This window comes from Streptomyces sp. NPDC014727 (genome assembly GCF_043083485.1).
Taxonomy (GTDB): Bacteria; Actinomycetota; Actinomycetes; order Streptomycetales; family Streptomycetaceae; genus Streptomyces.
In genome coordinates this window covers 1-26338 of sequence record NZ_JBIBYR010000040.1, presented here as the reverse complement: position 1 = coordinate 26338, position 26338 = coordinate 1, and the positions used below count along the sequence as shown (strand labels likewise).

The 26338-nt window shown below is 70.1% G+C and carries 20 protein-coding genes; 13 read left to right on the top strand and 7 right to left on the bottom strand.

The features are described from left to right. Positions 1-45: 45 nt before the first annotated feature. From ACF1B9_RS35030 to eccE, 3 genes are all read right to left on the bottom strand, one after another. The gene (locus tag ACF1B9_RS35030) at positions 46-2748 is read right to left on the bottom strand and encodes an SCO5717 family growth-regulating ATPase (protein ID WP_391746627.1); all 2703 of its coding nucleotides are present in this window, start codon (positions 2746-2748) and stop codon (positions 46-48) included. A gap of 318 nt (positions 2749-3066) precedes the next feature. Next, a complete protein-coding gene (locus ACF1B9_RS35025) occupies positions 3067-3789 on the bottom strand; it encodes a hypothetical protein (protein ID WP_376279653.1) in 723 nt (240 codons plus the stop codon). Then, positions 3789-5126: a type VII secretion protein EccE gene (eccE, locus tag ACF1B9_RS35020; protein ID WP_391746626.1), complete on the bottom strand. Its 1338-nt coding sequence runs from the start codon at positions 5124-5126 to the stop codon at positions 3789-3791. Before eccE ends, ACF1B9_RS35025 begins: the two co-directional genes overlap by 1 nt. Before the next feature lie 224 nt (positions 5127-5350). Between eccE and eccB the strand changes: the two genes are divergently transcribed. The 4 genes from eccB to ACF1B9_RS35000 all read left to right on the top strand — a co-directional run bounded on the left by eccB (position 5351) and on the right by ACF1B9_RS35000 (position 9137). Further along, positions 5351-6895: a type VII secretion protein EccB gene (gene eccB / locus ACF1B9_RS35015; RefSeq protein WP_391746625.1), complete on the top strand. Its 1545-nt coding sequence runs from the start codon at positions 5351-5353 to the stop codon at positions 6893-6895. 47 nt (positions 6896-6942) lie between these two features. Then, positions 6943-8166: a type VII secretion-associated serine protease mycosin gene (mycP, locus tag ACF1B9_RS35010; RefSeq protein ID WP_391746645.1), complete on the top strand. Its 1224-nt coding sequence runs from the start codon at positions 6943-6945 to the stop codon at positions 8164-8166. Positions 8167-8427: 261 nt separating this feature from the next. Then, positions 8428-8778, top strand: a complete 351-nt coding sequence (locus ACF1B9_RS35005) for a hypothetical protein (RefSeq protein WP_351084682.1) — start codon at positions 8428-8430, stop codon at positions 8776-8778. 53 nt (positions 8779-8831) lie between these two features. After that, positions 8832-9137 (top strand): WXG100 family type VII secretion target, encoded by a 306-nt coding sequence (locus ACF1B9_RS35000; protein WP_391746624.1) that lies wholly within the window; start codon positions 8832-8834, stop codon positions 9135-9137. Between the two features lie 71 nt (positions 9138-9208). Here ACF1B9_RS35000 and ACF1B9_RS34995 read toward each other — a convergent pair whose 3' ends face one another. Then, positions 9209-9442 carry a DUF397 domain-containing protein gene (locus ACF1B9_RS34995; protein WP_351084679.1) on the bottom strand — a complete coding sequence of 78 codons (234 nt, stop codon included), beginning with the start codon at positions 9440-9442 and terminating at the stop codon, positions 9209-9211. 309 nt (positions 9443-9751) lie between these two features. Next, entirely contained in the window at positions 9752-13711 is a 3960-nt protein-coding gene (gene eccCa / locus ACF1B9_RS34990) for a type VII secretion protein EccCa (protein WP_391746623.1), read from the bottom strand. A gap of 186 nt (positions 13712-13897) precedes the next feature. Between eccCa and eccD the strand changes: the two genes are divergently transcribed. The 6 genes from eccD (at position 13898) to ACF1B9_RS34960 (ending at position 21166) form a co-directional block, all read left to right on the top strand. After that, positions 13898-15379 (top strand): type VII secretion integral membrane protein EccD, encoded by a 1482-nt coding sequence (eccD, locus tag ACF1B9_RS34985; RefSeq protein WP_391746622.1) that lies wholly within the window; start codon positions 13898-13900, stop codon positions 15377-15379. A gap of 302 nt (positions 15380-15681) precedes the next feature. Further along, positions 15682-15972 (top strand): 30S ribosomal protein S15, encoded by a 291-nt coding sequence (gene rpsO, locus ACF1B9_RS34980; RefSeq protein WP_351084700.1) that lies wholly within the window; start codon positions 15682-15684, stop codon positions 15970-15972. 334 nt (positions 15973-16306) lie between these two features. Then, on the top strand, positions 16307-18544 hold the full coding sequence (locus ACF1B9_RS34975; RefSeq protein ID WP_391746621.1) for a polyribonucleotide nucleotidyltransferase: 2238 nt from the start codon (positions 16307-16309) through the stop codon (positions 18542-18544). Continuing rightward, positions 18541-19920 (top strand): M16 family metallopeptidase, encoded by a 1380-nt coding sequence (locus tag ACF1B9_RS34970; protein ID WP_391746620.1) that lies wholly within the window; start codon positions 18541-18543, stop codon positions 19918-19920. The genes ACF1B9_RS34975 and ACF1B9_RS34970 overlap by 4 nt, the downstream gene beginning before the upstream one ends. A gap of 22 nt (positions 19921-19942) precedes the next feature. Continuing rightward, on the top strand, positions 19943-20695 hold the full coding sequence (dapB, locus tag ACF1B9_RS34965; protein WP_391746619.1) for a 4-hydroxy-tetrahydrodipicolinate reductase: 753 nt from the start codon (positions 19943-19945) through the stop codon (positions 20693-20695). A gap of 12 nt (positions 20696-20707) precedes the next feature. Then, positions 20708-21166 (top strand): hypothetical protein, encoded by a 459-nt coding sequence (locus ACF1B9_RS34960; protein WP_391746618.1) that lies wholly within the window; start codon positions 20708-20710, stop codon positions 21164-21166. A gap of 143 nt (positions 21167-21309) precedes the next feature. Here ACF1B9_RS34960 and ACF1B9_RS34955 read toward each other — a convergent pair whose 3' ends face one another. Both ACF1B9_RS34955 and ACF1B9_RS34950 read right to left on the bottom strand, forming a co-directional pair. Then, the gene (locus ACF1B9_RS34955; RefSeq protein ID WP_391746617.1) at positions 21310-21861 is read right to left on the bottom strand and encodes a hypothetical protein; all 552 of its coding nucleotides are present in this window, start codon (positions 21859-21861) and stop codon (positions 21310-21312) included. Positions 21862-21955: 94 nt separating this feature from the next. Beyond that, a complete protein-coding gene (locus tag ACF1B9_RS34950; RefSeq protein WP_391746616.1) occupies positions 21956-22195 on the bottom strand; it encodes a hypothetical protein in 240 nt (79 codons plus the stop codon). 186 nt (positions 22196-22381) lie between these two features. On the opposite strand from ACF1B9_RS34950, the gene thyX reads away from it, so the two are divergent. From thyX to ACF1B9_RS34935, 3 genes are all read left to right on the top strand, one after another. Further along, positions 22382-23119, top strand: a complete 738-nt coding sequence (thyX, locus tag ACF1B9_RS34945) for an FAD-dependent thymidylate synthase (RefSeq protein WP_351084661.1) — start codon at positions 22382-22384, stop codon at positions 23117-23119. Between the two features lie 152 nt (positions 23120-23271). Then, complete coding sequence (gene dapA / locus ACF1B9_RS34940) at positions 23272-24171, top strand: 4-hydroxy-tetrahydrodipicolinate synthase (RefSeq protein WP_376286619.1); 900 nt, start codon at positions 23272-23274, stop codon at positions 24169-24171. 129 nt (positions 24172-24300) lie between these two features. Further along, on the top strand, positions 24301-25986 hold the full coding sequence (locus ACF1B9_RS34935; protein ID WP_391746615.1) for a ribonuclease J: 1686 nt from the start codon (positions 24301-24303) through the stop codon (positions 25984-25986). Positions 25987-26338: the final 352 nt, after the last annotated feature.

Sequence of the window (26338 nt, the reverse complement as noted above, 5' to 3'; positions counted from 1 at the left end):
CCGTGGAGACGGTGCGGGCCCTCATTGGTTCAGACCTCTGTTGCCTTACTGCTGAGGCGCTGGCGGCGGCTGCTGCGGCCAACCGGCGGGCGGGAGGGGACTCTGCGGCTCGGGCGGGGTCGGCTGACCCGGGTGACCTGGCTGTCCGGGCTGCTGGTGCGGCTGCGGCGGGCCGGCCGGGCTCGCCGCGGACTGCGCCTGGGAGGGCAACGACTGCTGCCAGCCGTTCTGTTGCACTCCGGGGCCGGCGTGCGGCGGATAAGGCTGCTGGGGCTGCGGGCCACCGTACGGCGGCTGTTGCTGCGGTGGGTAGGGCTGCTGGGGCTGCTGCTGAGGGGCGTACTGCTGCTGGCCGGGCATCGGCGGGGCGTACTGCGGGGGCGGGTTGGCGCCGTTCGACGTCCACAGTCCCTGTTGCTGCTGGGCGCGTGCGAAGTCCTCGGCGACCATGGCGGACAGATTGAAGTACGCCTCGCGGGTCTTGGGGCGCATCATGTCGAGGTCGACCTCGGCGCCCGCCGCCAGATGCTCGTCGAACGGTACGACGACCACGCCGCGGCAGCGTGTCTCGAAGTGCTGCACGATGTCATCGACCTTGATCATCTTGCCGGTCTCCCGGACACCGGAGATCACGGTGATGGAACGCTGCACGAGTTCCGCGTACCCGTGCGCCGACAGCCAGTCCAGCGTGGTGGACGCGCTGGACGCACCGTCGACCGACGGCGTCGAGATGATGATCAACTGGTCGGCGAGGTCCAGCACTCCACGCATCGCGCTGTAGAGCAGACCGGTGCCCGAGTCGGTGAGGATGATCGGGTACTGCTTGCCCAGCACGTCGATGGCGCGCCGGTAGTCCTCGTCGTTGAACGTCGTGGAGACCGCCGGGTCCACGTCGTTGGCGATGATCTCCAGGCCGGAGGGCGCCTGGGAGGTGAAGCGGCGGATGTCCATGTACGAGTTGAGGTACGGGATCGCCTGGACCAGGTCACGGATGGTGGCCCCGGTCTCCCGTCGCACCCGGCGGCCGAGCGTGCCCGCGTCCGGGTTGGCGTCGATGGCGAGGATCTTGTCCTGGCGCTCGGTGGCCAGGGTCGCGCCGAGGGCGGTGGTCGTCGTGGTCTTGCCGACGCCGCCCTTGAGGCTGATGACCGCGATCCGGTAGCAGGACAGCACGGGTGTACGGATCAGGTCGAGCTTGCGCTGCCGCTCGGCCTCCTCCTTCTTGCCGCCCAGCTTGAAGCGGGCCGCGCCGGACGGCGTACGGCTGCTCTTCGCCTTCTGCTTGCCCCGGACGAGTCGGTCGGAGGAGAGTTCCACCGCCGCCGTGTAGCCGAGCGGGGCGCCGGGCACGGAACGCTCGCGCTGGTCGTGGGTCACCGGCGTCGGCCAGGCTGCCCCGGTACGCGGGTCGATGGGCTGTCCCTGCGCGGGGGCCTGCTGTTGCTGTTGCTGTTGCTGTTGCTGTGGCGCAGGGGGCATGGGCTGCTGCGCGGGCAGATGGGGCGGAGCGCCCTGGGCCGGCCGCTGGGGGGCCTGCGGGGGCAGGGGAACGCCCTGCTGCGCGGGCCACTGAGGTGCCTGAGGTGCCTGCGGACCCTGGGACGGCTGCGACTGCTGGGGCACGTGCGGGGCCTGAGGGGGCAGCGCCGTCCGAGGCGGCTGCGGGAACCCGTAACCGCCCTGCGGCGGTGTCTGTTGCGCCGGGGGCGCGGGCTGCTGCGGGAACCCGTAACCGCCCTGCGGCGACTGCGGCGCTTGAGGCGCTGCGGCGTTGGGGAATCCGTAGCCGCCGGGCTGCCCCTGGGCTGCCGGGCCGGAGGCGGGCCAGTGCTGCGCCGGCTGGGGCGCGAGGGGCTGCGGCGCGGCGGGCTGGAAAGCGGGCGGCAGCGGCGGCAGACCGGCCTGCGGCGGCCCCGGGGCCCAGGGGGTCGGCGCGGCGGGAGCCGGTGCGTCCTGCGGTACGGCGGGGGGCGGTGCGTCCTGCGGTACGGCGTCCGTGACGGCGTCGGAGGGCGCGGAGCCCTCGGGCTCGTCGGCGGCGCCACCCGCGACATCGGCCGGAACCCCGGTGGTCGCCGCGGCGTCGGCACCGGAATCCGCGACGGCGGCGCCGTCCGGCTCATCGGCGTTCGTGTCCGCCACCGGTGCGGAGTCGGAAACGGGCTCGGAAACGGACGCCTCGCTCTCGCCCGTGCCGTCGGCACCGTGGATACCGGCACCGGCACCGGCACCGGCTCCCGCCAACCCTGTACCCGAACCCGAGCCGTCCGCGCCCGCGTTCGCGTTCCTCGACGTATCCTCGCGCTCCGCGATCTCGCGCTTCAGTGCGGCCGGGGAGAATCGCATCGTCGCGCCGCTCTCCACATCGCCGCCCCCGAACGGGTCCGTCATCCCGTCGGGAGCCGCCGCCGCGGTCCCCTCGGCAGGAGCCGGGGCAGGGGTGGGCGTGGGGTCCCCCGCCGCGGACCGAACCGGAGCCGGCGCGGGTGGTGCCGGAGCCCAGTCGGGGTCGAAACCGCCCCCGGCCGGCGGCGGGGGCACGGACAACGGCGCCCCGTTGGGCGGCGGAGGCGGCGCCAGGTGTGTTCCGGCACCGCCCGACGAGTCCCCCGGCGCGTTCTGCGTGTACCAGGCGGGCGGGGTGTAGTCGATGGTGAACTCACCCGTCATCTCGGCGGGCTCCGCGTCGGACGACTCGTCGACGGGCTTGTTCCAGCCCCCGCGGATCTCGTCCCGATCGCCGTTCACTTTGCCTCCTGGTGTGGTCGAGCACCCTTGTGCCGTGGTGGGTGGGGGCGACCGTTTCCGACTTCCAGACCGCCCGGCTCTCCCCCCGGGCCCCGCATCGCCTGCCCGCAGGTTCTTCTGCCGCGCCCGGACCCACCCTAATCGTCATGGGGCCCGCTCCGGCAGGCCGTACGGCACCGCAAGAGCTGTCCCGTACATCACGCACTGCCCCCAAGCGAACCGAGTACGGCACAACGTGAAGGGCGAAACGGTCAAACTCGTGCAACTACGTATGGAATGACGAACGTTCTGTGCGCGCCATGAGGAAGCCGGAGCCCGTCAGTCCATCCGGCGCGCGCCGCCCAGCAGTCCGGTCTCGGCATCGGTCGCCTGGGTCATCACGAACTGCCGGTCCTGCCCCGAGCACCAGAGGGTGACCCCGTCCGCCAGGGTGGACAGCGCCTGCGTCTCGGCGGCCGGAAGATTCAGGATGCGGCCGAGCTGTGCCGCTTCGTCCGGAGACACCCGTTGAATGCCGACCAGAGCCGACTTCTCGATCAGTCTCGGCGCCACCGGACTCAGATAGGGCAGGAGTGTCAGCACCGACTGCCACGGTCCGGACACCACGCGCCCGCGTGGCGGCCGCATGCCGCAGTCCCGCACCACGACCACCGGCGCACCGGCCGACGGCCCCTGCGGCGGCACCCGTCCCACATCGTGCAGCGTGATGCACGGCTGACCGCCGCCCGCGGCGTGCGCAAGTCCCGTCCAGGTCTGGGCCCGCCCGGTCTCCACGACGATCCGCGCGCCGGTCGCGGCGGCCCGCAGCGCGAACACCTGCGCCGTCCACAGCCCGCCGATCAGCGTGATGTCGTACGGGGTCGGCCGGTTGACGCCGAGCACGGCGGGGCGGCCGTGGGCGTCCACGCCGATCACCATGCCGTCGTCACCGACCGGCAGGGCCAGTGACGCCAACTGGTCGAGCGAGACCGACTGCCGTCCGCGACGCGGACCGATCAGCCCGAAGCCGAGCCGGGCACGGGCATGCGTGGGTACGGACATCAGCGGGTACCCCCGAGCGGCAGCGTGGCGAGCACACCGGGCAGCTGCTCGCGGTCGAGCCGGACCAGCGAGGTCCGGACGCCGCGCGCGGTGCGCTCCAACTCATGCCGGGCGCCCAGCAGTTCCTCGTCGCTGCGCCCGGTGATCCGGATGTGCCCGGTGATCGAGACGCCCTGCCGTTCGCCGTGCCCCAGCGTGAGACTGAACGTCGTGGCGAGCGCGGGCATCGAGGTGAGCAGCGCGACGAGCTGCGGCATCGCCGCGCCCCCGCCGCCCTCGCCGAACTGCGGCCAGCGGGCCACCCAGTAGGTGGTGTGCCACCGGTCGTCGCAGCGCCACGTCCGCGAGGTCTCCTCGGTACGCCGCGCCGGCGTCCCGGTCCGGCCGGCCTGCGCCATGGCCGGCGCACTGGCACAGACCGAGGTCGCGAGGGCGGACGTCAGCTCCTGCTCGGTCAGCACCGTTGCGCGGAAACCCGCCCCGGTCAGCCTGCTGGACAGCTGGTCGGCCGCGCGCACCACACACTTCTGCGCACCCGTGATGCCGCCGCCGCGCGCCTGTACCGCCTCGGGACACAGCTCCGGGGCCAGCTTCAGCGCGATCCAGGTGATCCGGACGGCGGGTGAACCCGTCTGTGCCTGCAGCGGTGCGTAGTTGCGCGCGGCGACGGACTGCGGGGGCAGATGCGGGGCGGGTGCGGGCTGGGTGTGCTGCACGATCTGCGCCGACTCCAGCCGGATGCCGTCGACTTCGAGAACGTCCCTCACGAGCTCCAGTGGCAGTGGCTGCGCGGACCGGTCCGGCCTGAGCGCCGTGGCGTCCGACTCCACCTGGAGCACGGCCGTGACGAACGTACCGTCACCGATCATGCCCACGGGCCGCCGGTCACGGTCGCTGAAGGAATACGTACGCAGCGCCGGATCGCACTCGACGACGGGCGCGATTCCCGGCTCCGTGCCTGCGGGAAGCTCCAGCGAACCGGCCCTGCGGGAGCGCGCGCGCAGCGAAAGCACGGTGCCCAGCCACTCCGGGAGCGAGCGGCGGTGTCTGCGCACGACGGCCAACAGCACCAGCAGCGCGGCCAGAACGGCGGCCGGGGCCAGCAACAGGGGTTCGATCACCCATGCCGTGAGCAGCAGCGCGGCCGCGATCTCCAGCAGCACGAGCTGTTGCAATCGGAACGAACCGAACAACCCGGGAAGCCTGCCGAGCCGGCCGGCGGCCCGTCCGCGCGAGCCCCGGGCGGGGCCGCGGGAGGCCGGTGGCCCACCGGCCGGGGGAGCAGCGGGGGCATGTGCGTTCCCGGCCGGACGCGTCCGTGTCGCGGAAGCCGTCATTCCGGCATTCCCCCCGTTCATCAGTCCCCAACTCCGCCCGTATTCCGCCTGCCCCGTACGGGGCTTCGGCGGCTGGAACACCCTACCCGGCCCACCGTCACCGACGGTCAGCAGGCATAGTAGGGGCCGGTCCGGCACCGAGGTCCGGCATCGCGGGCCCGGCACGGGGGCCGGAAGCGACCGCTCCTGGTGCCGCGCGGGGAGACACGGGAGAAAAGCGACTCATGGCATCACGGCGGGATGAGCTCAACGCATACACCTTTGCGAAGAAACGTACGGTGGCGGCATTCCTCCAACCCTCGCCCACCGGCACCGAGGAGGGCGCTCCGCGACCGCTGCGCGCGGTCCTTCCCAGCATGGTCGTCGGCGCGCTGATCCTCGCGGGCTTCGGCGCCTTCGGCATGTTCAAGCCCACCGCGCCCAAGGACTGGGACAAGCCCGGCACCAAGGTGATCGTCGGCAAGAAGTCCACCACCCGCTACGTCGTGCTCACCACCGGCCAGGACGGCAAGAAGAAGACCCTCCTGCACCCCGTGCTGAACCTCGCCTCGGCCCGGCTGCTCCTCAACCCGCAGAACTACGACGTCATCCAGGTCGCCGACGAGGTCCTGGACGCGGGCAAACCCCCGCGCGGACCGATCCTGGGCATCCCCTACGCCCCCGACCGGCTGCCCGACGCGAAGGACGCCGGCACGGCCAAGCGGTGGGCCGTCTGCGTGCAGCCGGGCGGCAAGGGCAACACCGTGCAGAAGGCCGCCTTCGTCTTCGGTGAACGCGACACCGGGCTGACCGAGGGCAGCAGGAGGCTCGTCGGCGGCCAGGTGCTGTACGTGCAGGGACAGGACCGGGCCCGCTATCTCGTCGACGCGGGCGGCACCAAGTACCGCATCAAGGAGACCGCCGCGGACAACGGCCATCTGACCAACGCCCTGGTCGGCAGCATGCGGCCGCAGTCCGTCACCGACGACTGGCTGGCCACCCTGCACGACGGCAGCCCGATCGTCTTTCCGCGGATCCCGGGCACCGTCGGCGCCCCGGCCCACGTCGAAGGGCAGCTCTCCGCCGAGGAGAACAGGGTCGGCATGGTCCTCAGGACCAAGACCGGCGAAGGCACCGGTTACTACGTCGTGCTCGACGGAAAAGTGCAGCCGGTCTCCGAGTTCACCGCCTGGCTGCTCATCAGCTCCCCGCAGACGGCCGTCCTCAACCTGGACGGCGAGGCGCGCGCCGTCGGTCTGCAGGACTTCGTGCCCGATGCGGCGCCGTTCGCCGGACAGGCCGCACGCTGGCCGGCCCGCAAGGCCGACCAGGTGAACTCCGCGGAGGGCGGCAGCGGCAGCCGCGACACCATCTGCAGCGTGCTGCGCAAGGTCGACGGCTCGGGACGTACGACCCTGAGCACCTGGGCGGGCACCGCCTACCCCGCCACCATCGGCGCCGGAGGCACCAGCACCTATGTGACCCCCGGCAGCGGCCTGCTCTACACCCAGGTCCGGGGGACCAGTCCCGACGGATCGCTCTTCCTGGTGACGGACACCGGACTGCGGTACGCGGTCCAGGCGAACGGCGACAGCGATGCCCGGCGCTCCGACATCGGCGCCGGCGACGGGCAGAAGCAGTCGGACGGCCGCCCCGAGCCCAGCCAGGCGCAGAGCAGGCTCGGATACGAGAAGGTGACGCCCGCCCTCGTACCGATCGCCTGGTCGGACTTCCTGTCCAAGGGCCCCCGGCTCGACACCAACAGCGCCCGCCAGCCCCAGGGTTCATGACGTTCCGGAGCGCCGCGGGCATCGCGGACGCCGGGGGAGAGGAACAGATGTCGTACCGCAGGACGGTCCTGCCGACGGCGGTCGTCGCCATGCTGCTCGCACTGGCGGCGCCCACAGCCGCGTACGCCCCCGACGGAGCCCGGGACCCCGGCGCGCTGGGCGTGGACGGCAGTGGCGAATGCACTTTCCCGATGAAGCGGCAGTACGAGGGCCGCCCCTGGTCGCTGCAGCGCGTCCTGCTGGACGAACTGTGGCAGGACACCAAGGGCAAGGGCGTACGCGTCGCGGTCATCGACACCGGCGTCGACAACGTCAATCCCCAGCTCAAGTCGGCCGTCGACACCTCGGCGGGCGCCGACTACCTCAAGGGCGGCAAGAGCGACGGCACGGTCGACGAGGTCGGACACGGCACCAAGGTCGCGGGCATCATCGCCGCCCGCCCCCGAAAGGGCACCGGATTCGTCGGGCTGGCCCCCGAGGCCACGATCATCCCGATCCGCCAGAACGACGAGAAGAACAGCGGCAAGGACACCACGATGGCCACCGCGATCGACCACGCGATCGCCAAGGGGGCCCACGTCATCAACATCTCCCAGGACACGACCAAACCCCTGACGCAGACGTCCGCCCTCGGCCGGGCGGTGGCCAGGGCGCTCGCCAAGAACATCGTCGTGGTCGCCTCCGCGGGCAACGACGGCATGGACGGCAAGCTGAAGCTCACCTATCCCGCGGCCTTCGACGGGGTCCTTGCCGTCGCCTCCTCCGACCGCAACAACGAGCGCGCCCCCTTCTCCCAGGCCGGGGAGTTCGTCGGGGTCGCCGCACCGGGCGTCGACATCGTCTCCACCGTCCCGGGCAACGGCCAGTGCACCGACAACGGCACGAGCTTCTCCGCCCCGTACGTCGCCGGGGTCGCCGCCCTGATGCGCGCCAAGTACCCGAAGTGGACGGCGGCCCAGATCGTCGCCCGGATCGAGCAGACCGCCGAGCGCTCCGTCACCGGCCACGACGCCTTCGTCGGCTGGGGCGTGGTCGACCCGGTCCGTGCCCTGTCCGGCGACGACGCCCCGCAGGACGCCCCGCATCCCGACCCGGCACCGCCCAGGGCCCCCGCCCCCGAGCCCGCGCACCTCTCCCTCTCGGAGACCCCGCAGGAGCGCGACGAGCGGTACGCCACCTACGCGCTCGCCGCGGCGGCCGTCGTGGTCAGTGTGATCGCCGGGACCGCGACGGTCGTCCGGGACGTCCGCCGAAGGCGCGCGCCGCGATGACACCGCCCGTCCGAAGCGGTGACTCGGCCTTCCCGAACCACAGTTGGGGAGAGCCGACGAAATGACTAGGGTGGTAGCAGACTTCACGTGTGTGACGGGGGAACGAGAAGTGGCCGAGTCCGATTTCGGAGCGCGGAAATGCCGACGACGCGCTGCCCGGTCCCGTGCTTTCCCCACCCCTTTGCCGGAGCACACGGGGGCAGGAAGAAGCCTGACCGCGACACGCGGGCAGGCCCGGGAACTGAGAGATAGGACCTCCGGATGACCAATCCCGCAGGCGGTTTCGGACTCGCCGACGATCCGATCGTCCAGGCGAAGAACAAGATCATCGAGACGGCCCAGGGGGTGTCCCGGCAGTCCAGGGAGCTGGCGGACATCCTCGCGACGGCCGCCGCCGGATGGACGGGTGTCGGCGCCTCGGGGTTCACCTCCGCGCAGATCATGATCAACGAGGACCACGACGAGATCCGCCGGCTCCTCAACGTCCTGCTCAACGCGGTGGGCAGCACCAAGAACCTCAGCAACGCCAATGACGAGGAGGTCCGTGCGGCCTTCAACGCGGTCAAGGACCAGGCTCCGTCGGCCAACACCTCCGGTCTGAACACCGTCTGAGCCACGCCGCACCACCCCTTCCGCACACGTGAGCACCGAGGAGAAGACACGACATGGGGCACGACCCGAACACCAAGGTCAGGTACGAGAGCGTCCAGGAGATGGCGAACCGTATCCGCAAGGTCTCGCAGGACATCGTCAACGACCTCACGGAGATGGACGCCTCACTCAAGATCGTCACCGACACCTGGGACGGTGAGGCGCACCGGGAGTACGTGAACCTGCAGCGCAAGTACAAGGAGAAGGCGGACCACATGAAGAACCGCCTGGAGCAGGTCGCCAAGATCATCGAGTCCGGCAAGGACAGCTACCGCGCCACGGACCTCAAGGCTTCGCGCACCTTCACCGAGGCGTACTGACCGCCCGCGGCCGCACACGAGGAGGGGCACGCTCCGACGGGCGTGCCCCTCTTCGTGTCATGCCACGGCGACTACTTCAGGTCGAACTCGCCGTCCCGCGCGCCCAGGACGAAGGCAGTCCACTCGGCCTCGGTGTACCGCAGCACGGTCCCGGGATCCAACGAGGACCGCATCGCCACCGCGCCGCCCGGCAGATGCGCGATCTCGACGCGCTCCTCGGCCTCCTCGGTACCGGGCGCACTCAGCCACTCCACTCCCGAGATGTCGAGTGCGTACAGCTCGTCCTTCTCCGCTTGCGTGCCCATCAGGTGCCTTTCCTCTCCCGTGGCGGAACGTGTTCGTCGCCCGCGAGCAGACTATCCCCGCCACCGCGCACCACTGCCGGAAATGGACAGCTTCCGCACCGCGGTGGTACCCGCGCATCGCGCACGCGCGGCGGACCTCGCCGGAGCACGCATCGGTGCCGCTCCCGGCCGTCGCCGGAACAGCGACTGTCGTACACCCGATGGCCCTCGCCCGCACGCGTGAAGATCACACCGGGAGACGCTCATACACCGGGTGCCCGCCGAGGGAGCCGGGGCGCGGGAGGAACCCCGCCCCGGCTCCCCGCGCCGTCAGCGCTGCTCCGGCAGCCGACCGATCTGCACCAGCGGGTTCCCCCGGCGCCGCGAGGCGAAGTACCCGCGTCCCGGCGGCATCGCGTGCCCGCGCACCGAGCCGATCAGGTCGCCCTCGGACGGGTCACCGGAGAGCACCACGCCCTGCGCGCCCAGCTCCTTGATGCGCTGCATGAACGCCTCGTACATCGACCGCGACGCCCCGGCGGAGTTCCGCGCGATGATGAAGCGGACCCCGGTGTCCCGCGCGAACGGCAGATACTCCGCCAGCGGGGCCAGCGGATTGCCCGCGTTCGTCGCCACCAGGTCGTAGTCGTCGACGATGATGAAGATCTGCGGACCGGTCCACCAACTGCGGTCCCGCAGCTGCTGCGGGGTGACGTCCGTCGGCGGCTGCCGACGCGCGAACACTCCCGCCAGCGCCTCCATGTGCATCTGCATCGAGCTCGCCATCGGCGCGTACTCCAGCAGATGGCTCTCCGGCAGCGCACCCAGCAGTGCCCGCCGGTAGTCGCCGACGACGAGCTTCGCCTCGTCGGGGGAGTAGCGCTCCGCGATCTGCTTCGCGATCAGCCGCAGCAGATTGGTCTTCCCCGATTCGCTCTCGCCGAAGACGAGGAAGAACGGATCGGTCTCGAAGTCGACGAACACCGGCTCCAGATCGGTCTCGTCGATACCGATCGCGATGCCCCGCTGGGGGAACTCGAAGCCCTTCGGCAGATGATCGGCCGGCAGCTTGCGCGGCAGCAGCCGTACGGCCGGCGCCGCGGGCCCCGCCCAGTTGGCCTTCACCGACCCGACGAGCGCGGCCGTACCGTCGGAGAGATCCGCGGCGCTGCTGGAGGAGTCGATGCGCGGCAACGCGCCCATGAAGTGCAGTTTCTGCGCCACCTGTCCCCGGCCCGGGACACCCGCGGGGACATTGGCCGCGACCTTGCGGTCGAACTCGGAGTCCATGACGTCGCCGAGCCGCAGCTCCAGCCGGCCGAGGATCTGGTCCTTCAGCGCGGCCCGCACCTCCATGTAGCGGGCGGCCGTGATGACGACATGGATGCCGTAGCCGAGCCCGCGTGCGGCGATGTCGGTGACGACCTGCTCCAGCATCTCGTACTCGGACCGGAATCCGCCCCAGCCGTCGACCACCAGGAAGACGTCGCCCCAGGCCTCGCCGGGCAGTTCGCCCAGGGCGCGCCTGCGCCGGTACGTGGCGATGGAGTCGATGGAGTGGGCGCGGAAGAACTCCTCACGCCGGTTCAGTACACCGGCGACCTCGGCGACCGTACGCCGCACCCGTTCCGGGTCCAGCCGGGAGGCCATTCCGCCGACGTGCGGCAGTTCTGCCAGCGAGACCAGGCCGCCGCCACCGAAGTCCAGTCCGTAGAACTGCACCTCGTGCGGGGTGTGGGTGAGGGCGAACGACGAGATGAGCGTCCGTACCAGCGTCGACTTGCCGGACTGCGGCCCGCCGACGACCAGCATGTGGCCCGCCGCGCCGGAGAAGTCCCGGTACAGCACCTCGCGCCGCTGCTCGAAGGGCTTGTCGATGAGCCCGAGCGGCACGGTCAGCCCGCCCGGACGCGTGTACTCCGTGGCCGTGAACCCCCGCTCGGCGGTGGGTGCGAGCCCCGGCAGCAACTGGTCCAGCGTCGGCGCCCGGTCCAGCGGCGGCAGCCACACCTGATGCGCGGGCACCCCCTGTCCTTCGAGCCGGCGCACGATCACATCGAGCACCGTGTCGGCGAGCGCCTCGTCCTCGGCGCTCGCCCGCGCGGCCACCAGATGCGCCGGGTCGGGCGCCGCGTACACCACCGGCACCGGAAGAGCGCTGAACACCGCGGCCCGCCGCTCGATCGGCAGCGCCCCCACCGACAGATCGGGGCCACCGGTGCGGTACGTCCCCGACACGTACGCCGCCTTGAACCGCGTCATCTCGTCCGTACCGAACTTGAGATATCCGGAACCGGGCACCGAAGGCAGGTGGTACGCGTCGGGCACACCCAGCGCTGTACGCGACTCGGCGGCGGAGAAGGTCCGCAGCCCGATCCGGTACGAGAGATACGTGTCGAGACCGCGCAGCTTGCCCTCCTCCAGACGTTGCGAGGCGAGCAGCAGATGCACACCCAGCGAACGGCCGATCCGGCCGATCTGGATGAACATGTCGATGAAGTCGGGCTTGGCGGTGAGGAGTTCGGAGAACTCGTCGATCACCAGGACGAGCGAGGCCAGCGGTTCCAGCGCCGCCCCCGCCGCCCGCGCCTTCTCGTAGTCGTGGATGTTGGCGTAGTTGCCCGCGGACCGCAGCAGCTCCTGCCTGCGCTGGAGCTCACCGCGGATCGCGTCCCCCATGCGGTCGACCAGCGTCAGGTCGTCCGCGAGGTTGGTGATGACGGCCGCCACATGCGGCATGTGGGACATCCCGGCGAACGTCGCACCGCCCTTGAAGTCCGCGAGCACGAAGTTCAGCGTCTCCGAGGAGTGCGTGACCGCGAGACCGAGCACCAGCGTCCGCAGCAGCTCCGACTTGCCGGACCCCGTCGCGCCCACGCACAGGCCGTGCGGCCCCATGCCGTCCTGCGCGGCCTCCTTCAGGTCCAGCATCACCGGCTGGCCGTCCTCGCCGACCCCGATCGGCACCCGCAGCCGCTCGGAGACCGACCGGGGCCGCCAGGTCCGTGCCACGTCGACCGAAGCCGCATCGCCCAGATTCAGCAGATCCGTGAAGTCCAGATTGGCCAGCAGCGGTTCGTCGCCGTCGCCCCCGCCCATCCGCAGCGGCGCGAGCTGCCGGGCCAGCGCCTCGGCCGCCGGCAGCGAGATCCCGTCCGGCACCCCCTCGTACACCAGCCCCGCACCCGACTCCAGCCGCAGCAGCCCCGGCCGCACCACCACCGAGAGACCGCCGCGCGGCTCGTCGAGCTCGCCCGGCACCACCTCGACGATCGTCACCCCCTGCATGCCCTCGGCCGCCGCGAACAACGAGTCCGGCGGCACCATCGCACCGTCCAGCACCACCACGATGTGCGGCTGGTCCAGCAACGGCTGACCCTCCCGGCCGAACCGCGGCCGCCCGTCGAGCCGGCTCGCCAGCAACTGCTCCAGCTCGCCCAGGTCGTCCCCGAACAGCCGCTTCGTGCCGGCCCCGTCGATCTGCCCGGGCACCTGCAGATGCGGAAGCCACTTCGTCCACTCCCAGCGCGGCACCGCGCCCCGCGCCGTCACGACGGCGACCATCAGATCCTCGGGGGAGTGCAGCGTCACCAACTGCGCGACGAGCGCGCGCGCCGCCGACTGCGCCGCCTCCGGCTGACCGGAGACCGTCACGTGGTAGAACGCCCGCATCGACACGGCCATCGGCAGTCCGTCCAACGACCCGTGCACGGCGAGGAACCGCTGCATCGCACCCGCGCACAACGGCTCCAGCTCGTCCACCGGAGCGGTGTCGGGAGCGATCAGCGGCGTGGCCAGCTGCTGCACCCCCAGCCCGACCCGCACCTGCCCGAAGTCGTTGTCGCCGACGCGCCGTTCCCACACCCGGCTGCCCTCGGCGACCACCGACCACAACTGCTCGGGAGCCGGCTGCAGATACAGCTGCACATCCCGCTGCCGACGCGCGGTCCGGCGTACCGTACGCCGCGTCTGCGCCAGGTATTTGAGGTAGTCGCGCCTGACATCTGCCATTTGCCCCTGCGTACCGCGGCGATGACGGACCAGCTGCGCGACCACCATCCCGCCGGTCGAGACAAGCATCAGAACGCCCATTATCCGCATGAACGGAGGCGCCTGGGGCGAGAAGAAGAAGACCACCGACGAACCCATGCCGAGCACCGGCAGGATCTGCATCAGCATGCCCTCCTGCTGCCCGCGGGGCAGTTCGGGAGGAGACTCCAACGTCAACTCGTCCATGGGGACTTCCGGCGGCAGGGACCGCGGAGGTCGTTTCACGACGATCTGGCTCACCGAAACATCAATCCCTCGGTACGGACGGACGGAAGGCCGGCCGGACGTGCACCGAAGCCCCCGTGGCTGCCTGTGCTTGCGGACGTCCCTCCGCGAGACGGCGATCCTACTTGCAGATGACCTGCCCTCCTCCCGGTAGGGTGGCGCGCGCACCGTGCGCAACCGCGAATCAGGGGGACCAGACACGTGAGTTCGACCGCAGCGACGGGCTTCTGCCGCGTGACTGTCGTGGCACCCGACAGCCGGATCGATGTGGCCCTGCCGGAGGACATCGCCGTCGCCGACGTCTACCCGGAGATCCTCCGTCTCACCGGCCAGACCCAGGAGGCCGGAAGTCCCACGGGGTATCACCTCGTACGCCGCGACGGCACGGTCCTCGACGGCGCGCGCACCCTCGCCGCCCAGCAGGTCCTCGACGGCGAACTCCTCAGCCTGCGCCCCTTCGCCCAGTCGTTGCCGCCCGCCGTCTTCGACGACGTCTCGGACGCTGTCGCCTCGGCCGTCACCCGCGACCGCCACCTGTGGAGCGATGAACTGCTGCGCGGTGCGGGCCTCGTCGGCGGTGTACTGCTGCTCGTCCTGATGGGCTTCGTGCTCTGGTTCGCCGACCCGGTCCGCCACGACATGCACAGCCTGCCCGGCATCATCGCCGGTTCCGCCGGGCTCCTGCTGACCGCGTTCGCGGGGGTGCGCGCCCGGGTCTACGCGGACCGGGCCACCGCCGTCGCGCTCGGCCTCGGCGCCCTGCCCCTCGTCCTCATCGCCGGCTCCGGCATCATCGGCCCGGACGCCGGCCAGGGGCCCGGCAGGCTCCAGTTCCTCCTCGGCTGCGTCGCGGTCCTGGTCGCCTCGGTCACGCTGGTCGCCCTCACTCCGAGCGGCGACGCCCCGTTCGTCGCGGCGACCTTCCTCGCCACCGTCGGCACCCTGGCGACCTTCGTCGCGATCCTCACCGACGCGTCCGCCACCGAGACCGCCGCGGTCTGCGCTCCCGTCGCCCTCGGTCTCGTCGCCTTCCTGCCCGGCCTCTCCGCCCGTTTCGCCCGGCTGCCCATCGGCTACGCCTCGCCCCACACCGCCCCCGGCGGCTACGACGACAACGTCGCCGACCCGAACGCGGAACCCCGGGCACAGACCACCCCCGTCGAGGCCGACCGCATCGCGGCCCAGGCCCGCCGCGGCCACGAGATGCTGCTGGGCCTGGTCGGGGGCTGCGCCGCGGTCGTCGTGGGGTGCGCGGCCGTCCTCGGCTTCTCGGACAACGTCTGGGGGCAGTTCCTGGCGCTCGCCGCCGGGCTCGCGATGCTGCTGCGCGCCCGCCTCTTCCGCTACACCTCGCAGGTCGCCTGCGTGCTGGTGGCGGGCCTCGGCGCGGTCGCCCTGCTCGTCCTCGGCCTCTCCCTCAATCCGCCGACGGACCTGTTGTTCGATCTGGTCCGGTACGGGGACCGCAGCTCCCTGGACATCCGAACGATCTGGCTCTCCACGGCCGTGGCCGCCGGGGCCGCGCTGCTCACCGCGATCGGCCTGATCATTCCCCGCAAGGGCCTCTCGCCGTTCTGGGGCCGTCTGCTCGACCTGGCCGAGAGCACCGTCCTCCTCTCCCTGGTCCCGCTCTGCCTGGCGGTACTGGACGTCTTCGCCAGGGCCAGGTCCCTGACCGGCTGAGCCCGGCTGAGCCCGGCCGGGCCCTGTCGCCCCGGCCGGCCGGAACCGGGCCGACCGGGCGCGATCGGGCCCTCGACGACCGAGGACGCAGCGGCACGGACCGTTCCCGGACCACCGGAACCGCCCCGACGCACTGCGCCCCGCAGGGGCTGGTACGCTGTGTGACGGCCGTTTGTGTACGCGCTTCCGGAACATCCTGGAAGCTGCGCCCATCGGACCCTCGCCCCCGAGTAACGGAAGACCCCCTGAGACCAAGACCAGGGGCACTCGTGGACGCATCGAACATCAAAGAGGAGTACCGCGTGTCGCTCGACGCCGCTACGAAGAAGCAGATCATGGCCGAGTTCGCCACCAAGGAGGGTGACACCGGTTCCCCCGAGGTCCAGGTCGCGATGCTCTCCCGTCGCATCTCGGACCTGACGGAGCACCTCAAGGTCCACAAGCACGACCACCACTCCCGTCGTGGTCTGCTGATCCTGGTCGGCCAGCGTCGCCGCCTTCTGCAGTACCTGGCCAAGAAGGACATCCAGCGCTTCCGTGCCCTGGTCGACCGCCTCGGCATCCGCCGCGGTGCGGCCGGCGGCGCCAAGTAGTACGCCGTGAAGGGAGCGGTTCCCACCACTGAGGGGGCCGCTCCCTTTGCTGTACGTACAGGAATGCGTACGTACGCATGTACGGGGTGTGGCGCGTCCGCCCGCACCACCGGAATGCCAAGCTGAGCCGAATCTCAGTAACCTGGTCGCAGGACGACCCACGGACGAGCGAGAAGCAGACCTCCCCGCCGCCGGTCCTCGGTAGTGGCCCCCGGACTCATCGACCCGGGTGCTTCGATCGAAGACCGGCCCGCCGATGGAGGGCTTCTCCGCTACCGTCCCCCGCCACACGGGCGTGGGGACGAGAAGACGATATGTATCGGAGAAAACGCTAGTGGAGAACGAGACCCACTACGCCGAGGCCGTTATCGACAACGGAACCTTCGGCACCCGCACCATCCGCTTCGAGACGGGCCGCCTGGCCAAGCAGGCCGCAGGCTCCGCCGTCGCGTACCTGGACGACGACACCATGGTGCTGTCGGCCACCACCGCGTCCAAGAAGCCCAAGGACCAGCTCGACTTCTTCCCCCTCACGGTGGACGTCGAGGAGCGGCAGTACGCCGCGGGCAAGATCCCCGGCTCCTTCTTCCGTCGTGAGGGCCGGCCCTCCGAGGACGCGATCCTCACCTGCCGCCTGATCGACCGCCCGCTGCGCCCCTCCTTCAAGAAGGGCCTGCGCAACGAGATCCAGATCGTCGAGACGATCATGGCGCTCAACCCCGACCACCTGTACGACGTGGTCGCGATCAACGCCGCCTCCTGCTCCACGCAGCTGGCCGGCCTGCCCTTCTCCGGCCCGGTCGGCGGCACCCGTGTCGCCCTGATCAAGGGCCAGTGGGTCGCCTTCCCGACGCACACCGAGCTCGAGGACGCCGTCTTCGACATGGTCGTCGCCGGTCGTGTCCTGGAGGACGGCGACGTCGCGATCATGATGGTCGAGGCCGAGGCCACCGAGAAGACCATCCAGCTGGTCAAGGACGGCGCCGAGGCCCCGACCGAAGAGGTCGTCGCCGCCGGTCTCGAGGCCGCGAAGCCCTTCATCAAGGTCCTCTGCAAGGCCCAGTCGGACCTCGCCGCCAAGGCCGCCAAGCCCACCGGCGACTTCCCGGTGTTCCTGGACTACCAGGACGACGTCTTCGAGGCGCTCGCCGCCGCCGTCACGTCCGAGCTGGCCCAGGCGCTCACCGTCGCCGGCAAGCAGGACCGCGAGGCCGAGCTGGACCGCGTCAAGGAGATCGCCGCCGAGAAGCTCCTCCCGGCCTTCGAGGGCCGGGAGAAGGAGATCTCCGCCGCGTACCGTGCGCTGACCAAGAAGCTGGTCCGCGAGCGCGTCATCAAGGACAAGGTCCGCATCGACGGCCGTGGCGTCACGGACATCCGTACGCTCGCCGCCGAGGTCGAGGCCATCCCGCGCGTGCACGGCTCGGCGCTGTTCGAGCGTGGCGAGACCCAGATCCTGGGCGTCACCACCCTCAACATGCTCCGTATGGAGCAGCAGCTGGACACCCTCTCCCCGGTGACCCGCAAGCGCTACATGCACAACTACAACTTCCCGCCGTACTCCGTCGGTGAGACCGGCCGCGTGGGCTCGCCCAAGCGCCGTGAGATCGGCCACGGCGCGCTCGCCGAGCGCGCCATCGTGCCGGTGCTGCCGACGCGCGAGGAGTTCCCCTACGCGATCCGCCAGGTCTCCGAGGCGCTGGGCTCCAACGGCTCGACGTCCATGGGCTCGGTCTGCGCCTCCACCATGTCGCTGCTGAACGCCGGTGTGCCGCTCAAGGCCGCCGTCGCCGGTATCGCCATGGGCCTGATCTCCCAGGAGATCGACGGCAAGACCCACTACGTCGCCCTCACCGACATCCTCGGTGCGGAGGACGCCTTCGGTGACATGGACTTCAAGGTCGCCGGAACGAAGCAGTTCGTGACCGCGCTGCAGCTCGACACCAAGCTCGACGGCATCCCCGCCTCGGTCCTGGCAGCCGCGCTGAAGCAGGCCCGCGACGCCCGCCTCCACATCCTCGACGTGATGAACGAGGCCATCGACGTCCCGGACGAGATGTCCCCGAACGCCCCGCGGATCATCACCGTCAAGATCCCGGTGGACAAGATCGGTGAGGTCATCGGCCCCAAGGGCAAGATGATCAACCAGATCCAGGAGGACACCGGCGCCGACATCACGATCGAGGACGACGGCACCATCTACATCGGTGCCGCCGATGGACCGGCTGCCGAGGCCGCCCGCGCCACGATCAACTCGATCGCCAACCCGACCATGCCGGAGGTCGGCGAGCGCTACCTGGGTACGGTCGTCAAGACCACCACCTTCGGTGCGTTCGTCTCCCTCATGCCGGGCAAGGACGGCCTGCTGCACATCTCGCAGATCCGCAAGCTCGCCGGTGGCAAGCGCGTGGAGAACGTCGAGGACGTGGTCGGCGTCGGCACCAAGGTCCAGGTCGAGATCGCCGAGATCGACTCCCGCGGCAAGCTCTCCCTGATCCCGGTCATCGAGGGTACTGAGTCCGATGGCGGCTCCGCCGCAGGGGACGAGAAGAAGGACGACGCCGCCAAGTGACGTCCCGTAGTTCCGCGACGACGGCCCGCGCCTCCTCGAAGGCGCGGGCCGTCGCCCGTACCCAAACGCTTCTCAAGGGCAGCAACGGCATCGGTACGGTCCGCCGCACCGTCCTCCCCGGCGGCCTCCGGGTCGTCACAGAGACCCTGCCCTCCGTCCGCTCCGCCACCTTCGGGATCTGGGCCAACGTCGGATCTCGCGACGAGACCCCCACCCTGAACGGTGCGACGCACTACCTCGAACACCTCCTCTTCAAGGGCACCGCGAAGCGCAGCGCCCTCGACATCTCCGCCGCCATCGACGCGGTCGGCGGCGAGATGAACGCCTTCACGGCGAAGGAGTACACCTGCTACTACGCGCGGGTCCTCGACACCGACCTGCCGCTGGCCATCGACGTCGTCTGCGACATGCTGACCGGCTCGCTGATCACCGCCGAGGACGTCGACGCCGAGCGCGGCGTCATCCTCGAAGAGATCGCCATGACCGAGGACGACCCGGGCGACTGCGTGCACGACCTGTTCGCGCACACGCTGCTCGGTGACACCCCCCTCGGCCGCCCGGTCCTCGGCACCGTCGACACCATCAACGCGCTCGACCGCGGCCGGATCGCCCGCTTCTACAAGAAGCACTACGACCCCACCCACCTCGTCGTCGCCGCGGCGGGCAACATCGACCACGCCACGGTCGTGCGCCAGGTCCGCAAGGCCTTCGAGCGGGCGGGCGCGCTGTCCCGCACCGAGGCCGTCCCGGTCGCCCCGCGCGCGGGCTCCCGCACCCTGCGCACCGCGGGCCGCGTCGAGCTGCTGAACCGCAGGACCGAGCAGGCGCACGTCGTCCTCGGCATGCCGGGCCTGGCCCGCACCGACGACCGCCGCTGGGCGCTCGGCGTGCTCAACACCGCCCTTGGCGGCGGCATGAGCTCGCGCCTCTTCCAGGAGGTACGGGAGAAGCGCGGCCTCGCCTACAGCGTCTACTCGTACACCTCGGGCTTCGCCGACTGCGGTCTCTTCGGCGTGTACGCGGGCTGCCGGCCCAGCCAGGTCCACGACGTCCTCAAGATCTGCCGTGACGAGCTCGACCGAGTGGCGTCCGAAGGACTGAGCGACGAGGAGATCGGCCGCGCCATCGGGCAGCTCTCCGGCTCCACGGTCCTCGGCCTGGAGGACACCGGCGCGCTGATGAACCGCATCGGCAAGAGTGAGCTGTGCTGGGGCGACCAGATGTCGGTCGACGACATGCTGGCCCGGATGGCGCAGGTCACCCCCGATGACGTCCGCGCGGTGGCGGGCGAGGTCCTCGGACACCGCCCCTCGCTCTCCGTCATCGGCCCGCTCAAGGACAAGCAGGCCGACCGCCTCGACGAAGCGGTCTCCTAACTCCCCGTAAGGAAGCAGAGCAATGAGCAAGCTGCGCGTGGCCGTTCTCGGCGCCAAGGGCCGCATCGGGTCCGAGGCGGCACGAGCCGTCGAGGCCGCCGACGACATGGAACTGGTGGCCGCCCTGGGCCGCGGCGACAAGCTGGAGACCCTCGTGGACTCCGGCGCCCAGGTCGTCGTCGAACTCACCACTCCCGCGTCGGTGATGGACAACCTCGACTTCTGCGTCCGGCACGGCATCCACGCCGTCGTCGGTACGACGGGCTGGTCCGAAGAGCGGCTCGCGCAGCTGAACACCTGGCTCGCCGGCTCCCCGGAGACCGGTGTGCTCATCGCGCCGAACTTCTCCATCGGCGCCGTCCTCACGATGAAGTTCGCGGAGCAGGCCGCCCGGTACTTCGAGTCCGTCGAGGTCGTCGAACTGCACCACCCGAACAAGGCCGACGCCCCCTCGGGCACCGCCACCCGCACCGCCCAGCTGATCGCCGAGGCGCGGCGGAAGGCCGGCTGCGCCCCGCAGCCGGACGCCACCGCCACGGCCCTCGACGGTGCCCGCGGCGCGGACGTCGACGGGGTCCCGGTCCACTCGATCCGGCTGCGGGGCCTCCTCGCCCACCAGGAGGTGCTGCTCGGCGGCGAGGGCGAGACCCTCACCATCCGCCACGACTCCCTGCACCACAGCAGCTTCATGCCGGGCATCCTGCTCGGCGCACGCCGTGTGGTGACCACCCCGGGTCTCACGTTCGGCCTGGAACACTTCCTCGACCTGAACTGACTGAGCCCCGCCATGCGCGCAAAGATCACCTACTTCGTCACCGCTGCCGTCCTGGTCTTCTACTTCGCCCTGGTCGGCAGCCGTGGCGTCCTTCTCATCCGGCACGGCACACTGCTGACGGTCGCCTTCGGAGTCGCGGTGCTGATCCTTCCGGTGATCGGTATCTGGTTCCTCTGGAAGAACACCCAGTTCGTGGCGCGGGCCAACGCGCTGGCCGCGGAACTCGACGCGGAGGGCGGTCTGCCGGTCGACGAACTGATCCGTACCCCGTCCGGTCGCATCGACCGGGCCTCGGCCGACGCCGTGTTCGCACGCCGCCGTGAGGAGACCGAGGACGCTCCGGACGACTGGCGCTGCTGGTTCCGCCTGGCCGTCGCCTACCAGGACGCCAGGGACACCCCTCGGGCCCGTAAGGCCATGCAGCGGGCCATCGCCCTGCATGCGAAGGCCACCCGGCCCAGCACGCCCTGATCCGGGCTGCCGGGGCCGACCGGCCACCTGATCCGGGCCGATGTGTCCGGATCAGGTGGCCGGTCGGCGGTCGCGGACGCCCTTCGTGTGCGCCCGGGGGCGGAGGGCGAACCGGTTGCCGAACGGCCCCGTCGCCCCGCGCCTCAGTCCCGCCGGTACTCGTCCCCCCACGCCTCGACCGTGTCGGCAGCACGGTCGAACGCCTCGCCCCGCGTCAGGAAATCCGCGTTGCTGTCGGTGAGCAGCGGCGGAATCGCGTCGCCTCCCCGGCGTACGACGACCAGCGCCTGGCCCTGTACCGTGCGCGGGAATCCGAGCCACTTCACCGGCTGCTGCACCGTACGGACGGCCGCGACCTGGTCCCACGGCACGGTCGTCGTCGTGACGAAGCCCACCCGGCGCACGCCGTGCCGGCTCACCCAGGCGCCGACCCGCAGCAGCCGCAGGGCGCAGGCGATGACCACGAGGGCCAGCCCCAGGCAGACGGCGGCGCCCGGTACCGCCCCGGCGAACGCGATGATCATCCCTGCGAACAGGATGAACGAGGCGAACAGCAGCAGGAAGGCCGCGGCCCCGACCCGCCAGGGCCCGGGGCGGTACGGGCGCCGCCAGTCGTCGTGGTCGTCGAACGGCAGCGCGATGTCCTCGGCGCTCGCGTCAAACGCGCGGTCGGCCGTCAGAAAGGGCAGGGGCACGACTGATCCTCACTCACAAGCACGCTCGATTGCTGTGCCCGGTGAGGCTATCGAGGAGATCACCGACGGGACCACCCCAGGGGGGCCGTGCGAGTCAGCTCCCGTGCGAGGCCTGGGTCTGCTGGGTGTCCGACGGGCCCTGGGCGGGGCTCAGGGCGGGCAGGCCGAGGATCAGCGACCCCACGAGGCCCGCGACGACCGTCAGCCCGATGAGGGAACGCCCGGCCAGCTGGGAGACGCTGCTGCGCTCCCGCGGGGGCGGGGTGACGTTACTGCGGAATCGGTCGGCCTCGGCTACGAACGAGAACGGGACGGATTCACGCCGGCGGAACATGAGGTAACTCTCCTTGAACTCTCTTGTGGATGCTGCTACTGAGTCAGACGCACGACAGGCCCGTTCGGTGCCCCGAATCGCCGAATTCGTCGAAGAAATCCCTGGACAGCCCTTCCTGCCCTCGTTGTCAGTGGCGGCCCGTAGAGTGGGCGCCGCCCGAGCGACGCAATTGGAAGGACCCCGCCGGTGACCGAGACCCCCGAGCCCGCAAAGCCCAGCTTCCGCAGCGATGTCACCGTCGACCTGGTGAAACACGCTGCAGGCGACTCCGACGTGCTGTTCGCGGCCCGTGTCTCCACGGCCGGTGAGCAGTCCCTGGAGGAGGTCACGAAGGACCCTGAGCGCTCCAAGGGGCTCATCAACTTCCTGATGCGTGACCGGCACGGCAGCCCGTTCGAGCACAACTCGATGACCTTCTTCATCAGCGCCCCGATCTTCGTGTTCCGCGAGTTCATGCGTCACCGTGTCGGCTGGTCGTACAACGAGGAATCGGGCCGCTACAGGGAGCTGGAACCCGTCTTCTACGTTCCGGGGGAGTCCCGCAAGCTCGTCCAGCAGGGCCGTCCCGGCAAGTACGAGTTCGTCGAGGGCACCCAGGCCCAGCAGGAGCTCACCGGCCGCATCATGGAGGACTCCTACCGCCAGGCGTACGAGGCGTACCAGGAGATGCTCGCTGCGGGAGTGGCCCGCGAGGTCGCCCGCGCGGTGCTCCCCGTGGGCCTGTTCTCCTCGATGTACGCCACATGCAACGCCCGCTCGCTGATGCACTTCCTCGGCCTGCGCACCCAGCACGAGCTGGCGAAGGTGCCGTCCTTCCCGCAGCGCGAGATCGAGATGGTCGGTCAGCAGATGGAAGAGCACTGGGCCCGGCTCATGCCGCTCACCCATGCAGCCTTCAACAAAAACGGACGCGTGGCCCCGTAAGCGGTGTCCGTATTGCGGCGTTTCGTGAAGTTCATCTAGGCTGATCAAACGGACCCGGCACTGCTTGAACCCCCGAGCAGGCAGTGCCGGGCTCCTCTTGCGTGTCCCCCCGAGGGGGCACTCGGCGCCGAGCAACGAGTAGCGTGTTACCCATGGCTCCGATCTCCACTCCGCAGACCCCCTTCGGGCGGGTCCTCACCGCTATGGTCACGCCTTTCACGGCGGACGGTGCACTCGACCTCGACGGCGCCCAGCGGCTCGCCGCCCATCTGGTGGACGCAGGCAATGACGGCCTGATCGTCAACGGCACCACCGGCGAGTCCCCGACCACCAGCGACGCGGAGAAAGACCAGCTCGTACGGGCGGTACTGGAGGCGGTGGGAGACCGGGCCCATGTCGTCGCCGGCATCGGCACCAACGACACCCGGCACAGCATCGAACTCGCCCGCACGGCCGAACGCTCCGGTGCGCACGGCCTCCTCGCCGTGACGCCGTACTACAACAAGCCGCCGCAGGAAGGTCTCTTCCGCCACTTCACGGCCATCGCCGACGCCACCGGTCTGCCGGTGATGCTCTACGACATTCCCGGCCGCAGCGGTGTGCCGATCGACACGGAGACCCTGGTGAGGCTCGCCGAGCACCCGCGCATCGTCGCCAACAAGGACGCCAAGGGTGACCTCGGCCGCGCCAGCTGGGCGATCACCCGGTCCGGCCTCGCCTGGTACTCCGGCGACGACATGCTGAACCTGCCGCTCCTCTCGGTCGGCGCCGTCGGCTTCGTCTCCGTCGTCGGCCATGTCGTCACTCCCGACCTGCGCGCCCTCATCGAGGCGTACCTCGGCGGCGACGTCCAGAAGGCCACGGAGATCCACCAGAAGCTCCTGCCGGTCTTCACCGGCATGTTCCGTACTCAGGGAGTGATCACCACCAAGGCCGCGCTGGCGCTCCAGGGCCTCCCCGCAGGCCCTCTGCGCCTTCCTCTGGTGGAACTCACCCCGCAGGAAACGGCGCAGCTCAAGATCGATCTCGCCGCCGGTGGGGTAGAGCTGTAACCACAGACTTCACAACTGAATAAGCGAAGAACACTCGCAAGAGCGACATCACAGACAACAGCAAGTGCACGAATGACATGCGCGCCACGTGCCCAAGCGGTACGTGGCGCGCGTGGTAAGGAGAGTCTTTTGAGTCATCCGCACCCCGAACTCGGCACCCCGCCGAAGCTCCCGAAGGGCGGCCTCCGCGTCACCCCGCTCGGCGGCCTCGGTGAAATCGGCCGCAACATGACGGTATTCGAGTACGGCGGCCGCCTGCTCATCGTCGACTGCGGAGTTCTCTTCCCCGAGGAGGAGCAGCCCGGGATCGACCTGATCCTGCCCGACTTCACCACGATCCGGGACCGTCTCGACGACATCGAGGGCATCGTCCTCACGCACGGCCACGAGGACCACATCGGTGGCGTCCCGTATCTGCTGCGCCTGAAGCCGGACATCCCCCTCATCGGCTCCAAGCTGACCCTCGCGCTGATCGAGGCGAAGCTCCAGGAGCACCGCATCCGCCCGTACACCCTCGAAGTCGCGGAGGGCCGGCGCGAGCGCATCGGCGTCTTCGACTGCGAGTTCATCGCGGTCAACCACTCGATCCCGGACGCGCTCGCGGTCGCCATCCGCACGCCGGCGGGCATGGCCGTCGCGACCGGCGACTTCAAGATGGACCAGCTCCCGCTGGACGGCCGGCTCACCGACCTGCACGCGTTCGCCCGGCTGAGCGAAGAAGGCATCGACCTCCTCCTCTCCGACTCGACCAACGCGGAGGTCCCCGGCTTCGTGCCGCCCGAGCGGGACATCTCCAACGTCCTGCGCACGGTCTTCGCCAACGCCCAGAAGCGCATCATCGTGGCGAGCTTCGCCAGCCACGTGCACCGCATCCAGCAGATCCTCGACGCGGCCCACGAATACGGACGTCGGGTCGCCTTCGTCGGCCGTTCCATGGTCCGCAACATGGGCATCGCCCGTGATCTGGGGTATCTGAAGGTGCCCGCGGGCCTGGTGGTCGACGTCAAGACCCTCGACGACCTGCCGGACGACGAGGTCGTGCTCGTGTGTACGGGATCCCAGGGCGAGCCGATGGCCGCACTCTCCCGCATGGCCAACCGTGACCACCAGATCCGGATCGTGCAGGGCGACACGGTGATCCTGGCGTCGTCCCTGATCCCGGGCAACGAGAACGCGGTCTACCGCGTGATCAATGGCCTGACGCGCTGGGGGGCCAACGTCGTCCACAAGGGCAACGCCAAGGTCCATGTCTCGGGCCACGCCTCAGCCGGCGAGCTGCTGTACTTCTACAACATCTGCAAGCCGAAGAACCTGATGCCGGTCCACGGCGAATGGCGCCACCTGAGGGCCAATGCCGAACTGGGTGCTCTCACCGGCGTACCCAAGGACCACATCGTCATCGCCGAGGACGGCGTCGTCGTCGACCTCGTCGACGGCAAGGCCAAGATCGTCGGCAAGGTCCAGGCAGGTTACGTATACGTCGACGGCCTCTCGGTCGGCGATGTCACCGAGACCTCCCTCAAGGACCGTCGGATCCTCGGTGAGGAGGGCATCGTCTCCGTCTTCATCGTGGTCGACAGCTCATCCGGCAAGATCACGGGCGGCCCGGACATCCATGCCCGCGGCTCCGGCATCGACGACTCGGCGTTCAGCGCCGTCGTGCCGAAGATCGAGGAAGCGATCAACAGGTCCGCCCAGGACGGCGTCATGGAGCCCCACCAGCTCCAGCAGTTGGTCCGCCGCACGCTGGGCAAGTGGGTCTCCGACACCTACCGTCGGCGACCGATGATCCTTCCCGTCGTCGTCGAGGTCTGACCCCGACAGGCGCGAACTCCGGAGCGGGGCCCCCGATTTGCATCGGGGCGCCCCGCTCCAGTACGTTTACGGCTCCGCCTGACCGGGAAGCACCGCGCACACTTGTGTGCAGTGGTCACCCCGAACAGAGCGGGAATTCCGACTCAGAAGTTCTGATAAAGTCGGTTCCGCCGAAAGGCAAGGCCACTCCAAAGGCCACCGGAATTCAAATTCGAACCGGAAACGGTGAGAAAAGAGTCTGGTAAGATTGGAATCGTCGGAAAGGGAAACGCGAAAGCGTGGAACTGGAAAGCGGCCCCGCTTCGACCGGGAATCGGACACGAAAGAGTCTGATAGAGTCGGAAACGCAAGA

Excerpts from the sequence above, each read along its gene's own strand:
- ACF1B9_RS35025 (WP_376279653.1), bottom strand. The coding sequence starts at position 3,789 with ATGTCCGTACCCACGCATGCCCGTGCCCGGCTCGGCTTCGGGCTGATC.
- eccE (WP_391746626.1), bottom strand. The coding sequence starts at position 5,126 with ATGACGGCTTCCGCGACACGGACGCGTCCGGCCGGGAACGCACATGCC.
- eccB (WP_391746625.1), top strand. The coding sequence starts at position 5,351 with ATGGCATCACGGCGGGATGAGCTCAACGCATACACCTTTGCGAAGAAA.
- mycP (WP_391746645.1), top strand. The coding sequence starts at position 6,943 with ATGTCGTACCGCAGGACGGTCCTGCCGACGGCGGTCGTCGCCATGCTG.
- ACF1B9_RS35005 (WP_351084682.1), top strand. The coding sequence starts at position 8,428 with ATGACCAATCCCGCAGGCGGTTTCGGACTCGCCGACGATCCGATCGTC.
- ACF1B9_RS35000 (WP_391746624.1), top strand. The coding sequence starts at position 8,832 with ATGGGGCACGACCCGAACACCAAGGTCAGGTACGAGAGCGTCCAGGAG.
- ACF1B9_RS34995 (WP_351084679.1), bottom strand. The coding sequence starts at position 9,442 with ATGGGCACGCAAGCGGAGAAGGACGAGCTGTACGCACTCGACATCTCG.
- dapB (WP_391746619.1), top strand. The coding sequence starts at position 19,943 with ATGAGCAAGCTGCGCGTGGCCGTTCTCGGCGCCAAGGGCCGCATCGGG.
- ACF1B9_RS34960 (WP_391746618.1), top strand. The coding sequence starts at position 20,708 with ATGCGCGCAAAGATCACCTACTTCGTCACCGCTGCCGTCCTGGTCTTC.
- ACF1B9_RS34950 (WP_391746616.1), bottom strand. The coding sequence starts at position 22,195 with ATGTTCCGCCGGCGTGAATCCGTCCCGTTCTCGTTCGTAGCCGAGGCC.
- dapA (WP_376286619.1), top strand. The coding sequence starts at position 23,272 with ATGGCTCCGATCTCCACTCCGCAGACCCCCTTCGGGCGGGTCCTCACC.